Source organism: Kitasatospora sp. NPDC058243 (assembly GCF_042882025.1).
Classification (GTDB): Bacteria; Actinomycetota; Actinomycetes; order Streptomycetales; family Streptomycetaceae; genus Kitasatospora.
In genome coordinates this window covers 61,896-74,625 of the sequence record NZ_JBHVWW010000010.1, presented here as the reverse complement: position 1 = coordinate 74,625, position 12,730 = coordinate 61,896, and the positions used below count along the sequence as shown (strand labels likewise).

Sequence of the window (12,730 nt, the reverse complement as noted above, 5' to 3'; positions counted from 1 at the left end):
CGCCTCTCCACCCCCCATCACCCCCGCCCCCCCCGCCGCGGCCCCCCCCCCCTCCCCCCCCCATCCTCCCCCTCCCTCCTCCCCTCCCCCACCGCGCTCTGCCCCGCGCCCGCGCAGTGCGCCGCGCCTCAGCCCTGGTCCAGCTTGGACAGGGCGTCGGTGATCAGGCGGGTGGCGAAGTCGTGGTCGTCGCCGGAGACCCGGTTGACGTGCTCCGCGAGCAGGGTGGCCGTGGCTTCCAGGGGGTTCATCTCGGCACCGGTCCATGGTCCGTACTGCGCGCGCCACAGGTTGGGACTCAGACCACTGCCCGCGGCGATCACCAGGCCGGCCATGGTGGGGATGACCTCGGGGCGGAAGGTCCTGGGCATCATGCGCATCGTGGCCACGAGGGTGGGCACCACGTGCTCGATGACGTCCTTGTCGTGCTCCTCGCAGGCCGACCGCAGCCAGTTCATGAACAGGTAGATGAGCGTGCACGCGCCGTCCAGCAGCGCGTTGAACTCGTCGGGGCCCACGGATGCGGCGAACTCGTCGACCAGCCGCTGCTGTTCGGGATCCGTCCCGGTCTTACCGTCGTAGACGGCCTTGAGCCGGGAGTCGATCATCATGAGCGCGGTGCTCACATCGCCGACGGCGGCGTATCGGGGGTCACAAGGCGATGACACAGGACTCCTCCTCACACGGCCGCGGCGGGTGCGCGGCAGGTCCGGTCGCAGGGTTCTTCGGCCGGTCGGGTCACCCGCCCGACGGTACCGCTCCCCGTCGCGGCCGGGCGCCCGTTTCCGCTCCTCGCACACGCCTCGGCGGGCCGCCTGCGCTCACCCCTCTGCGGCGGCTTTCCGCAGGTCCCGGCGGTGCGGCGGATCGCCGGGGGCGGTGGCGCAGCCCCCGGCGATCCGGTTCCACTCGTCAACAGCGCGCCCTCAGTACGTCATCAGTACGGGTGAGCCGTCCGCGCGGTCGCGGCGGCGCCGGGCTCGGCGGAGGATGAAGGCAGGGGCGGGGACGCGATGCGGAAGGGGCGTGACGCCATGGACGTCGGGCCGGTCGAGTACGCCGTCATGGCCTTCCCGGGCAACCGGTTCCGGGGGGCGATCCTGCCGGAGCTCAAGCGCCTGACCTCCGAGGGGATCATCCGCATCCTCGACCTCACCTTCATCAAGAGGGACGAGCAGGGGGCGGTCCGCGTCCTCGAACTCGATGCCCTGGACAGCGACGAAGCGGCCGTGTTCGCCGAGCTGGACGGCGAGATCATGGGCCTGCTGAGCGACGAGGACCTGGCCAGCATCTGTGACGAGATCCCGGCGGGGTGCTCGGCGGCGATCATCGTCTGGGAGCACCGCTGGGCCGCGCCGCTGCTACGGGCACTCGACGACGCGGACGGGATCCTCGTCACGCGCGAGCACGTGCCGCACACCGTGGTGGCGGCCGACCTCGCCGCGATCGGACTCTAGAAGGAGGCTGTCATGATCGGCCGCCGTCTGTCGCGCAGCGGACGCCCGGGGCTCATCGGCACCGCCGCCCGCACCGCCGTCATCGCCGGGACCGCCACGTCCGTGTCGAGCAGGGTCGCCGCCCGGCACCAGCAGGCCACCGCGCCGGAGCCTCCGCCAGCGCCCGCGCCTCAGGCCGCACCGGCCGCACCGGCCGCCGCGCCGAACGACCAGACGCTCGCCCAGCTCGAACGCCTCGTCGAACTGCGGCAGAGCGGGATGCTGACCGACGACGAGTTCACGGCGGCCAAGCAACGCCTCCTCACCCCGTGAATCCCCTCCGCCGGGCGGCCCCCGCACGGGGGCAGGGCCCGACCGGGCCCGCGCGCCGCGCCGCCGTGGTGCGGTGATGGAGCCCGTGACGGCGGTGCTCGCCGAACTCGTCGAACGGCACCACACCGACACCGCCGGTGACGTCGCCCGCTACATCCCCGAACTCGCCCGCGCCGACCCGCACGCCTTCGGCCTCGCCATGGTCAGCGTCCAGGGCCACACCTACCAGGCCGGTGACGCGTCGGCCGCCTTCACGATCCAGTCGGTCTCGAAGCCCTTCGTGTACTCGCTGGCACTGTCGGAGCTGGGCCTGGCGGAGGTGGCCAGGAGGGTCGGGTTCGAGCCGAGCGGGGAGCCGTTCAACGCGATCAGCCTGGAGGCGGGCACCGGACGCCCGGCGAACCCGCTGATCAACGCCGGGGCGATCGTGACGACCGCGCTGATCGGCGGAGACTCCGAGGCCGCGTTCGAACGGATCCGCGACACCCTGTCGGGCTTCGCCGGCCGCCGGCTGACGGTCGACGAGGACGTCTACCGGTCCGAGGCCGCCACCGGGGACCGCAACCGGGCGCTGGCCTACCTCACGCTCTCCCAGGGCGTGCTGGAGCGCCCGGCCCAGCAGGCCTGCGACGTGTACTTCCGCCAGTGCGCGATCGAGGTCACCGCCGTCGACCTGGCCGTCATGGGCGCCACGCTGGCCAACGGCGGGCGCAACCCGGTGACCGGGCGCAGCGTCGTGGACGCCGACGCGGCGAGCGCGACGCTGTCGGTCATGGCCACCTGCGGCATGTACGACCACAGCGGCGAATGGATGCTGAGGGTGGGCCTGCCGGCCAAGAGCGGTGTCGGCGGAGGGGTCTGCGCCGTGAGCCCCGGCCAGTTCGGCGTCGGCGTGTTCAGCCCCCCGCTGGACCCTCAGGGCAACAGCGTCCGCGCGAGCACCGTCCTGCGCGAGCTGTCCGCCGAGCTGGGCCTGCACGTCCTGCGGCACACCGAGCGTGCCCGCTCACCGCTCCAGGCGGTGCGCACCGACCACGGTGCGCACCGCCTGGAGCTGCTGGGCGACCTCGGTTTCGCGGCCGCCGAGGAGATCGTCCACTGTGTCCGCCGCCTCGCCCGCGACCAGCCCCGCCCGCTGGTCACGGTCGACCTCTCCCACGTCACCGCCGTGCGCCCGATCGCCCGCAGGCTGCTGGCCGACTGCGCCGCCGGCCTCCGGGCCCGGACGACGGTGCGCTTCGTCGACCCCGCGGGCCTGGTCCGGAGGCCGCCCGCAGACCGGAGCGACACCCCGGCCGAGTAACCGTCCACAAGCCCGTTCACGGCGGCCGGCTCCGTTCACAGCGGCCAGACCAGGGGAACGACGGTCGTGGCGACGACGAGGTACCAGACCAGGACCGGCAGGCCGAGCCGCCAGTAGTCACCGAACCGGTAGCCGCCGGGGCTCATGACCATGAGGTTCGCGGCGGTGGCCACCGGGGTGAGCAGGGCCGCCGCGGCGGGGACCGCGACGCACATCAGGACGGGCAGGACGGAGACCCCGGCATCGCTCGCGGCGTTGACGGCGATCGGGGCGACGATCAGCGCGGTCGCCATGTTGCTGATGAACTGGCCCAGGACGGCGGTGAGGAGGAACACCGCGAGCAGCAGCAGCCGGCCGTTGCCGGAGGCCGCGGTGACGACGAGGTGGGCGACCTTCTCCGCCGCTCCGGAGGACTTCATGGCCTCGGAGAGCGGGAACATGCCACCGACGATGACCAGGGTGGTCCAGGAGATGCCGCCGTAGGCCTGGTCGACGCGCACCACGCGCAGGGCGACCAGGAGCAGCGCCGCGAGGGTCGCGGCGACGGCCGGCGGTGTGGCGCCGGAGGCGAGCAGAGCGATCATGCCGCCGAGCACGGCGAGGGCGCGCACGGCGGCGCCCCCTGGCGGGGCGGCCTGGCCGCGGATGCCGGAGGGCTGGTCGACGGCCAGCACACCGGGGCGGGCGCCGGCACGCTCGAGTTCGTCCCACCGGCCGCGGAGCAGCAGGTGGTCGCCCGGAGCGAGCGTCAGGGGCTGGGGGCCTACGGGTCGGTCCTGGCGGTGCACGGCGAGGACGGCCAGGTCGCCGGTGCTGTCGGTCATACCGGCGAAGGCGGTCATGCCCGCGAAGGAGGAACGCGGGCTGACGACGAGTTCGAGCAGGCCCGTGTGCTGGTCCAGGAGGACGCTCGCGAGGTGGTCGTCCAACGGCGGGGGCAGGGGCTCCAGACGGTGGCGGTCGCTGAAACCGTCGATGGCGGCCGGGGTGCCCCGGAGGATGACGATGTCCCCGGCGGCGAGGGGCCCGGTGCCCCGTGGGTCATGGCCGTCGGCGGCCATGGCTCCGAGCACCAGCACCCCGTCCTGGGCCGTGGCGGCAAGCTGCTCGACCGACGCGCCGATCGCGTCCGAGCCCTGCGGGACCTGCCGGGCGGCCGAGTCGCGGGTCAGCGCGTAGTGGTCGATCAGGGTGCGGGCGTGCCGGCTCAGGTCGGCCGGGAGGGCGTCGGGTGTGCGGGCGGGCAGCAGGGCCCGCCCGAGGAAGGCGCAGATGGCGACGGTGCCGGCCAGCACCGGGAGTCCCACCACCGCGAACTCGAAGAACCCGAAGGGCCGGGCACCGGCCGCTGCCGCGCTCTCGGAGACGATCACGTTGATGGGTGACCCGATGAGGAGCAGCAGCGAGCCGGCGTGTGCGGCGAAGGCCAGCGGCATCGCGAGCCTGGAGACGGGCAGACGGTGGCGGACGGCGAGCAGCACGGTCATCGGCAGCAGGGCCGCGACGGCTCCGTTGACCGTGATCAGGGCCGTGAGCAGGGCGGCCGCGAGCATGGTGAGGACGAGCAGGCGGCGCTCACCGGTGCCGGCGAGCGCCGCCAGTGCCCGGCCTGCCCAGGTCGTGACGCCCGTGGCCTGGAGGGCGGTGCTGACCACGAAGAGGGCGGCGATGAGGGCGACCACCGGATCGCCGAACCCGGCGAAGACCCGGTCGGCGGGCAGCAGCCCGACGGCCGGCAGCAGAAGGGCGGAGCCGAGCGCGACGAGCTCGACGGGCAACCGGTTCCACACGAACAGGGCGATGAGCACGGCCAGCACGAGCAGGCACAGGACGGCGTCGCTCACCGTCTCACCCTGCTGGTGGGAGGGGCAGGCGCCGGTTCACTGGCTGACGGGTGCGCCCGGCCCCATCGGGATGCCGATGGCGTACCAGGCGACGAAGAACAGCAGCCAGGCCACCGCCACGACGACCGTGTAGGGGATCATCAGGGAGATGACGGTGCCGACGCCGGCCTGCTTCCTGAACTTCTGGCACTGCAGGACGATGAACGGCAGGTAGACCATCAGCGGGGTGACGACGTTCGTCGGGGAGTCGCCGACCCGGTAGGCGGCCAGCACGGTCTGCGGCGCGACGCCGAGGCGGATGAACAGGGGCACGAAGATCGGCGCGAAGATCGCCCACTTGGGGATGATTCCGGGGATGATCAGGTTGATGACGTAGGTCAGCAGGATGAAGGCGATCAGGAGCCAGATCGCGCCGATGTTCGCGCTCTCCAGCTGGTCCGCGAGCTGCACGGCGACCACCGTGGCGATGTTGCTGTAATTGAAGTACGAGATGAACTGGGCGATGATCAGCAGCAGGAAGATCAGGCCGCCGAGCCCGGCGAAGGTCTTGGTGATCGCGTCCATCGCGGCGGCGCTGCCGCGCAGGGTCTTCGCCCCCGCACCGAAGGCCAGGCCCATCACCAGGAACGCGATCATGATGATGACGATCAGGCCGTCCATGAACGGCGAGTCCTCGAACAGGCTCCCCGTCTCCGGGTTGCGCAGCGGCGCGCCGGGGATGAACGCGAGCAGCGTGACGGCCACCACCAGCGCGATCAGCGAGAGGCCGGCGTAGCGCAGCCCCCGGGCCTCGGCCGCCGTGTCGACGGAGGGCTCCTCGCTGTCCGCGACGGCGACGGTGTCCCCCGGCTGCCAGGGGCCCAGGCGGGGTTCGATGATGCGTTCGGTGACGAAGGTGATGACGATGGTGAGGAACAGGGTGGAGCCGATCGCGAAGTAGTAGTTCGCGGTCAGGTTGAGGGACTGGCCGGGGTTGACGAGCCTGATCGCCTGGTTGGTGATCTCGGTCATGATGCCGTCGATCGGAGCGATGAGCAGGTTGACGCTGAAGGCCGCGCTGACCCCGCCGAAGGCCGCGGCGATCCCGGCGAGCGGGTGGCGTCCGGCGCTGATGAAGGCGACCGCTCCCAGCGGGATGAGGACGAGGTAGCCGGCGTCGGAGGCGATGCTGGACAGGATGCCGGCGAAGACGATGATCGCGGTGAGGGTCTCCGGTGGTGAGATCCTGACCAGGCGTCGGATCAGGGCCGCGATCAGTCCGGCCTCCTCCGCGAGCCCGACGCCGACCATGATGACGAGGATGACCGCGACGACGCCGAAGTCGTTGAAGTTGTGCGCCGCGGAGGTGAACAGGAACCGGACGCCGTCGCCGGACAGCAGGCTCTCGACCTTCGTCGTCTCGACGACGGTCTCGTAGCGGTGGGTGTACGTCGACTCCGGCGGCAGGTGGGTGCCCGGGTACTCGGTGCCGCCCTCGTGGACCTGCGTGGCCGGGTAGGGAACGGACTTGACCGTCTCGCTGGTGACGTGGACGTCGAACGCGGACAGGACCGCCGACAGCACGATCACCACGACGCACAGCAGCAGGAAGATGATGGCCGGGTGCGGGACCTTGTTCCCGATCTTCTCGATGGCGTCCAGGACGCGCCCCGACCCGCCGCCGGACTTTCCGTTCCCGGAGGCGGTGGCGCTCTTGTCCTGCGGTCCGTCGGCCTGGGCGTGGGCGAGGACGTTCACCGGCCGGCCTCCTCACTGATCGAGCGGGTGGAGTCGGTGCGCGCGGCCGTCGACGGAGGGGTGAAGGCCAGCGCGAGCTCGGCGAGCAGGCGCGCGCCGAAGCCGGTGCAGCCCTTGGTGCGCCAGCCGCTCGGCTTGTCGTTCTGGGCCGGCCCGGCGATGTCGATGTGCGCCCAGGGGCGGCCGGCGACGAACTCCTCCAGGAACAGCGCGGCATGGATCGCCCCGCCGTTGGGGCCGCCCATGTTCTTCAGGTCCGCCACCTCCGAGTCCAGCTCCGGCCGGTAGCGCCGCGACAGCGGCAGCTGCCAGGCCGGCTCGCCGGTGCGGGCGGCAGCGTCCAGGACCTGGTCGACCAGCGGCTGGGCGTTGCCGAACACGCCCGCTGTCTCGGCGCCGAGCGCCCGCAGACACGCGCCGGTCAAGGTGGCGATGTCCACGATCGCGTCCCCCGGCTCCTCGCCGGCCAGGACCAGGGCGTCCGCCATGACCAGGCGGCCCTCCGCGTCGGCGTTGACCACCTCCACGCTCGTGCCGCCGCGCATCCACAGCACGTCGCCCAGCTTGAGCGCCGAACCCGAGGGCATGTTGTCCGTGCACATCAGGTAGCCCGTCACGGCCGTCCGGCAGCCGAGCCCGGCCAGGACGCACAGGGCCGCCAGGATCGCGCCGGCACCGGACATGTCGTTCTTCATCGTCGCGTGCACGGCGTCGGCGGGCTTGAGGCTGATGCCGCCGGAGTCGTACGTGATGCCCTTGCCCACCAGGGCCAGCCGGGGCGTCCCGTCACCGGCGTCGGAGGGCAGGTAGGTGATCTTGATCATGCGGGCTTCGTCCACGCCGCCCCGGTTCACGCCCAGCAGGCCGCCGCAGCCCAACTCCTCCAGCTCCCGCTGCCCGAACACCTCCACCTTCAGACCGCACTGCGCGCCGAGCCGCACCGCGACCTCGGCCAGGTCCGGCGCGGTCAGCAGGCTGGGCGGCGCGCTGGCCAGGTCCCGGGCCAGCATCGTCGCGCGGGCCAGCCACACCCCGCGTTCGACGCCCCGCTCGACGGCCTCGCGCGAGTCCGAGCCCGAACCCGAGTCCGAACCCGAACCCGAACCCGCCACGACCGTGACGGCCTCCAGCGCCGTGCCGGACGGCTCGCGCTTGAGCGGATCGAAGCCGTAACGGGCCAGCAGCACCCCCTCCACCAACGCCTGCGCCGCCTCCGCCGGCGTCGCACCCGCCCCGGACGGCACCACGACGGCCAGCCGCGAACGGCCCGGCACCGCGAGCGCCACGGCCGCCCCGGCGTCCCTCAGCACATCGGGACCTGCCGCACCCTCCGGCCCCGTCCCGTAGAGCACGACGTCCGGCCCGTCCTCCCGGGGCACCAGCAGCACCCGGCCCGCCGCCCCCGTCATGCCGGCGGCCTCCACGGCCCCCGGGCCCAGCCCGATCCACGCCGGCACCGCCACCGCCCCTTGGACCACCGGCAGCCCCACCGCCTCCGGATCCCGCACCGCCTCCGGATCCCGGGCCGGGACGACGTCAACCCTCGGAAAGCGGCTCCACGAAGGAATGAGATCGAGGGCTGCCTTGCTCTGCGCCACTGTGCTCTCCTCTGCAGGGGGCGGCGGTCCAGAGGCCGCCGGTCCCAGCAGCCGCTCCCCAGTAAGACGCACGGTCAAAGCGCTTCCAGGACACGCCACGCACTGTGCCCCCCAAACGCACGAACACCCGGCGCCCCCGCCCGGGCGCGCGGGCGGGGGTTTGAAGACACACCCTAGGCTTGAGGCCGCACTGGTCCGAGGGACGGGGAGTCTGTTGCCGTGACCGATCGCAGCTCAGAGGATGATCAGTCGAACCCGAGCATCGCCCGGGTCTACGACTATCTGCTCGGCGGCAAGGACAACTACGCCGTCGACCGCGAGATCGGCGACTTCTTCATCAAGGACCTGCCCGGTTCGCAGGCGGTGGCCTTCGCCAATCGCCGGGCCCTCGTTCGCGCCGTGGCGGCCATGGCCCGCGACGGCATCTCCCAGTTCGTCGACATGGGCAGCGGCCTGCCCACCTCCGACAACGTGCACCAGGTCGCCCAGCGGCACCGTGCGGACGCGCGCGTCGTCTACGTCGACCACGACCCGGTCGTGGTCGCCCACAGCCGGGCCCTGCTGACCGCCGACGACCGCACCACCGTGATCCGGGCGGACCTGCGCGAGCCGGAGGAGCTCTACCACGACCCCGGCCTACAGGAGTTGGTCGACTTCGACGAGCCGGTGGGCGTCGTCTTCAGCGCCGTGCTGCACCACCTCACCGATGCCGAACGCCCCGCCGAGCTCGCGCGCTGGTGGGTGGACCGGGTGCCGCCGGACAGCCAGGTCTACATCTCCCACTTCCGCTCCGGCGGGAACGAGGAGACCCGGCTCCTGGAGCAGAAGCTGCAGAGCAGCTTCGGCCGCGGCCAGTGGCGCACCGACGAGGAGATCATCGGCCTGTTCGACGGTCTTGAACTCCTCGAACCGGGCCTGGTCCCCTGCTCACTGTGGCGGCCGGACCCCACGCCGGACGACGACGGCACCGGAAACGGCGTGGACAGGCCCGCCCTGACGGTGTGGGAACAGCTGATCTCCTGCGCGCTGGCCCGCAAGCCGTAACCGGCTCGTACGCCGCGCAGGCGGGCGGACCGGGAGTGTCAGTGGCGTGCTGTTGAGTGTGCGCCATGACTGTTCACCACCTTCTGGCCGCCCTGCCCGGGCCCGACGAGCTGCGCGCCCGCTGCCGGGCGCTGGCGCTGCTGGACTCGATCGTCTCCACCCCCTACGCACCCGACCACTCGTACGTGGCCGGGTGGCGTCCGGGCGTCGATCTGGCGTGCATGGACAACGGTTCCGGTGACCAGTACGCGATCGTCTTCGACCCGGCCGGGGTGTTCCTCTACGGGTTCGACCACGAGAGCGACGCCACCCCGTGGCGGGAGGAGGACCGCGCGCACTGGCCCGGCCTGCTCGACGGCCTGCCCGGCTCGCTCGCGCACTACGCGCAGGCGCCGGAGTTCCAGCTCGAAGGCTTCTTCGACGCGACCGTGTGCGCCTGGCGCGAGACGGGCGGCGCCGACTGGCGGTGCGGGCCGGTCGAGTTCGCCGACGGCGAGACGGACGGCGCCGACTGGCTGTTCGACCTGCTCACCGCCGCCGACGGTACGGAGGCGTTCGTGGACTACGCCGAGGACCACCACGAGCAGTCCGTCGACCGGGAGGCGGTGGCGGCCGTGCTGGCGGACGCCCCGCTCGATCGCCGAATAGTCTCCGCGCTCTCGCCCACCGCGAACTTCGACACCGTCGCCGCGTTGGCCCGCGCGCTGGGTTACCGCACCGTTCGGGAGGACAGCTGAGAAGTCGCCGGTCAGCGAGGTCGCGTCGGCCAGGTCCGCCGGCAGACGCGACTCGCGCGGGCTAGGGCGTGTGGCTCGGGGGTTGGAGGCGTACGGGGAGGGTCTTCAGGTGCCAGTTGAGCGGGTTGGTGCCGCGTTGCAGGTGCTCCGGGTCGACGGCGAGTTGCAGGTCGGGTACCCGGTTGAACAGGGCGGCCAGGGCGACGGCGGTCTCCTCCTGGGCGAGGTGCGCGCCCAGGCAGCGGTGCGCGCCGTGCCCGAAGCCGAGGTGGGGCTCCTTGCTGTGGCGGGTGCGGCCGAGGTCGAGGCGGTCGGGGTCGGCGAAGGCGGCAGGGTCGCGGTTGGCCGCGGACACGATCGGGAGGACGGCTTCTCCGGCGCACACCGGGGTGGCGCCGACGGTGGTGTCGCGGGTGGCGTAGCGGGGCAGCGCGCGCACGACGGGCCCGCAGTAGCGCATGAGTTCGTCGACGGCGTGCGGCATGAGGGCGGGGTCCGCGCGCAGCAGGGCGAGCTGGTCGGGGTGGGCGAGGAGCACTTCGGTGCTGTTGGCGATGAGGTTGACGGTGGTGATGTGCCCGGCGACGACCAGGTTGGTGATGAGCGAGACGAGCTCGTCGGTGCTCAGGCGGTCGTCGTGGTGGGGCGCGAGCAGTTCGGAGATGAGGTCGTCGCCGGGGTCGGCGGTGTGGAGGCCGATGAGGAGGTGGGCGTCGGCGACCATGCCGGCGAGCGCGTCGCCCAGTTCCTCGCCGCAGGTGCCGGCGGCCAGGGTGGCGCTGCGGCTCCGCCAGCGGTCGCGGTCGGCTTCGGGGACGGCGATGAGTTCGCAGATGACGGTGATGGGCAGCGGTCGGGCGAAGTGTTCGATCAGGTCGACGACGCCGCCCTCGGCGTGGTCCGGCAGGCGGTCGAGCAGGTCGGCGGCGATGGCTTCGATCCGGGGGCGCAGCGCGGCCACGCGGCGCGGGGAGAACGCGGCGGCGACCAGGCCGCGCAGACGGCGGTGGTCGGAGCCGTCCGAGTCGAAGATCCCGGCGCGCAGGTACTTCTCGTGGCCCGCGTACATGCCGCGGGCCTGCCAGGTCTGTTCGGTGCGGTGGGCCACCTTCGCGCCGGGGACGGTCGCGGCGTCGATGGTGAAGTCGGGATCGCTCATGATCGTGCGGATGTCGTCGTGGCGGGTGGCCACCCACATGGGGTCGACGCCTCGTACGCGGCCCCGCACCAGGTGCTCGCGTTCGCGGATGTGCGCGTAGGAGGTGAACGGATCGCGGACCAGCTCCTGGTCGGCCAGGTCCAGGGGTTCGTCGCCGGTCTCGGTGGTGGCCTGGCCTTGCGTCGTCATGGTGAGGCGCTCCCTACGAGTGGTCGTTCCGTGACGACATCATGGCGGCCGGACCGTGCCCCACCTGTCGTTATCGGTGCCAATCCACCCGAACGAACGTATTCGCCCTCGCCCCCGGAGACGAGGACGGCCGGTCGTCGTCCGGGGCCGCGGCCGGTGTCCGTTCGGGGTCGGTGTCAGCCGTGCCCGGCGGTGGATGACCGGACGTGGAGCTCCCAGGCGTGGGTGCGCACCACGCCCGGGTCCGCCGCTCCTGACAGCAGGTCGCTGAGCAGGGCCGCGCATTCGCGGCCGTACTCCGCCGCGCGCAGGTCCACCGCCGTCACCTGCGGGCTCGACCCGCGGGCCGCGGCGCCGTCGACGCAGGCGGCCACCAGCACCTCGGATCCGGCCCGCAGGCCTGCCCGGGCCACGGCGGCCAGCACGCCGGGCACCGCGCCGTCGGGGGCGCAGACCACGGCGTCCAGGCCCGGGGTGCCGGCGAGCAGGTCCGTGGTGGCGGCCTCGGCCTCGGTCGGCGTGGCCGCGAACGGGACCGTCCGCACGGCGACCTCGACGCCATGGCGCCTGGTCCAGTCGGCGGCGGCGGCCCGCAGGGCGGCCGCCCAGTCGGATCCCGGGCCGGGGGCCAGCAGCGCCGGGCGGCGTGCCCCGCGCTGCGCGAGGTGGTCCAGCAGGGCGACGAGCGAGGTGGCGTTGTCGCACACCACCGACCCGCTGGGAGCGGCCCCGCCGCCGAGGTAGCGCTCCCCGGTGACCACGGGTACGCCGGCGGCCAGCAGGCCGGGCACGGCCGGGTCGTCGACCTCGGGATCGATGACCATCAGTCCGTCGACCCGGGCGGCCAGCCCGTCCTCCGCCGCCTTCCCGGGGGCCAGCAGCACCACGTCGAGGCCGTCCTCGCGGGCCCGCTCGACGGCGCCGAACGCCAGCTTCATGTAGTAGTCGAGGCGGGTCGCCGTGCGCGGCAGGTACAGGCCCACCGCCCCGGTGCTGGAGCGGCGCAGGCTGCGCGCCGCCGAGTTCGGCCGGTAGCCGAGCTCTCGGGCCGCGGCCTGGACGCGTTCGCGCGTCGCCTCGGCCACCCGGCCGGATCCGAGGAGGGCGTCGGAGGCGGTGCTCTTGGACACCCCGGCCGCCCGGGCCACGTCGAACAGGGTCACGGATCGGCTGGTCACAGCCCGGAAGTCTAGACGCAGTACCGGGAGCCACCCGTCGTCCGGGCGCCTGCGGTGCTGCTCGCACCCCCTTGCCGGAACGTTCCGGCACAACTTCGAGTTACCCATGCCCAAACGCCCCCACACGACTCCGGCCGCCGCCTCCCCCACAATCACCCACGAAGAACCGAGG

Annotated in this window: 11 protein-coding genes; 5 read left to right on the top strand and 6 right to left on the bottom strand. The window is 72.8% G+C overall.

What is annotated here, in order from left to right; all coding sequences use genetic code 11:
• Positions 1-128: 128 nt before the first annotated feature.
• Positions 129-668, bottom strand: coding sequence for a hypothetical protein (locus ACFVX9_RS09955; protein WP_063352197.1), 540 nt, complete (start codon positions 666-668; stop codon positions 129-131).
• Positions 669-1,034: 366 nt separating this feature from the next.
• On the opposite strand from ACFVX9_RS09955, the gene ACFVX9_RS09950 reads away from it, so the two are divergent.
• From ACFVX9_RS09950 to glsA, 3 genes are all read left to right on the top strand, one after another.
• A complete protein-coding gene (locus ACFVX9_RS09950) occupies positions 1,035-1,457 on the top strand; it encodes a DUF6325 family protein (protein ID WP_063352198.1) in 423 nt (140 codons plus the stop codon).
• Between the two features lie 12 nt (positions 1,458-1,469).
• Positions 1,470-1,769: an SHOCT domain-containing protein gene (locus tag ACFVX9_RS09945; protein WP_387981206.1), complete on the top strand. Its 300-nt coding sequence runs from the start codon at positions 1,470-1,472 to the stop codon at positions 1,767-1,769.
• A 76-nt stretch (positions 1,770-1,845) separates the two neighbouring features.
• Positions 1,846-3,072 carry a glutaminase A gene (gene glsA, locus ACFVX9_RS09940; RefSeq protein ID WP_387981205.1) on the top strand — a complete coding sequence of 409 codons (1,227 nt, stop codon included), beginning with the start codon at positions 1,846-1,848 and terminating at the stop codon, positions 3,070-3,072.
• Between the two features lie 35 nt (positions 3,073-3,107).
• Here glsA and ACFVX9_RS09935 read toward each other — a convergent pair whose 3' ends face one another.
• From ACFVX9_RS09935 to ACFVX9_RS09925, 3 genes are read right to left on the bottom strand one after another with little or no spacing between them, the layout of a single operon-like run.
• Positions 3,108-4,916, bottom strand: a complete 1,809-nt coding sequence (locus tag ACFVX9_RS09935) for an SLC13 family permease (protein WP_387981203.1) — start codon at positions 4,914-4,916, stop codon at positions 3,108-3,110.
• Between the two features lie 36 nt (positions 4,917-4,952).
• On the bottom strand, positions 4,953-6,653 hold the full coding sequence (locus ACFVX9_RS09930) for an AbgT family transporter (RefSeq protein ID WP_387981202.1): 1,701 nt from the start codon (positions 6,651-6,653) through the stop codon (positions 4,953-4,955).
• Positions 6,650-8,251, bottom strand: a complete 1,602-nt coding sequence (locus ACFVX9_RS09925; RefSeq protein WP_387981200.1) for a leucyl aminopeptidase family protein — start codon at positions 8,249-8,251, stop codon at positions 6,650-6,652. The genes ACFVX9_RS09930 and ACFVX9_RS09925 overlap by 4 nt, the downstream gene beginning before the upstream one ends.
• Before the next feature lie 219 nt (positions 8,252-8,470).
• Here ACFVX9_RS09925 and ACFVX9_RS09920 point away from each other — a divergent pair, with 219 nt between their 5' ends.
• On the top strand, positions 8,471-9,295 hold the full coding sequence (locus ACFVX9_RS09920; RefSeq protein WP_387981199.1) for an SAM-dependent methyltransferase: 825 nt from the start codon (positions 8,471-8,473) through the stop codon (positions 9,293-9,295).
• Between the two features lie 65 nt (positions 9,296-9,360).
• On the top strand, positions 9,361-10,032 hold the full coding sequence (locus ACFVX9_RS09915) for a hypothetical protein (protein ID WP_387981198.1): 672 nt from the start codon (positions 9,361-9,363) through the stop codon (positions 10,030-10,032).
• 61 nt (positions 10,033-10,093) lie between these two features.
• On the opposite strand, the gene ACFVX9_RS09910 is transcribed toward ACFVX9_RS09915, so the two are convergent.
• A complete protein-coding gene (locus tag ACFVX9_RS09910) occupies positions 10,094-11,380 on the bottom strand; it encodes a cytochrome P450 (RefSeq protein ID WP_387981197.1) in 1,287 nt (428 codons plus the stop codon).
• A gap of 176 nt (positions 11,381-11,556) precedes the next feature.
• A complete protein-coding gene (locus ACFVX9_RS09905; RefSeq protein WP_380480216.1) occupies positions 11,557-12,558 on the bottom strand; it encodes a LacI family DNA-binding transcriptional regulator in 1,002 nt (333 codons plus the stop codon).
• Positions 12,559-12,730 lie beyond the last annotated feature (172 nt).

Coding starts and splice junctions, on each gene's coding strand:
- ACFVX9_RS09950 (WP_063352198.1), top strand. CDS start 1,035: ATGGACGTCGGGCCGGTCGAGTACGCCGTCATGGCCTTCCCGGGCAAC.
- ACFVX9_RS09945 (WP_387981206.1), top strand. CDS start 1,470: ATGATCGGCCGCCGTCTGTCGCGCAGCGGACGCCCGGGGCTCATCGGC.
- glsA (WP_387981205.1), top strand. CDS start 1,846: ATGGAGCCCGTGACGGCGGTGCTCGCCGAACTCGTCGAACGGCACCAC.
- ACFVX9_RS09915 (WP_387981198.1), top strand. CDS start 9,361: ATGACTGTTCACCACCTTCTGGCCGCCCTGCCCGGGCCCGACGAGCTG.
- ACFVX9_RS09910 (WP_387981197.1), bottom strand. CDS start 11,380: ATGACGACGCAAGGCCAGGCCACCACCGAGACCGGCGACGAACCCCTG.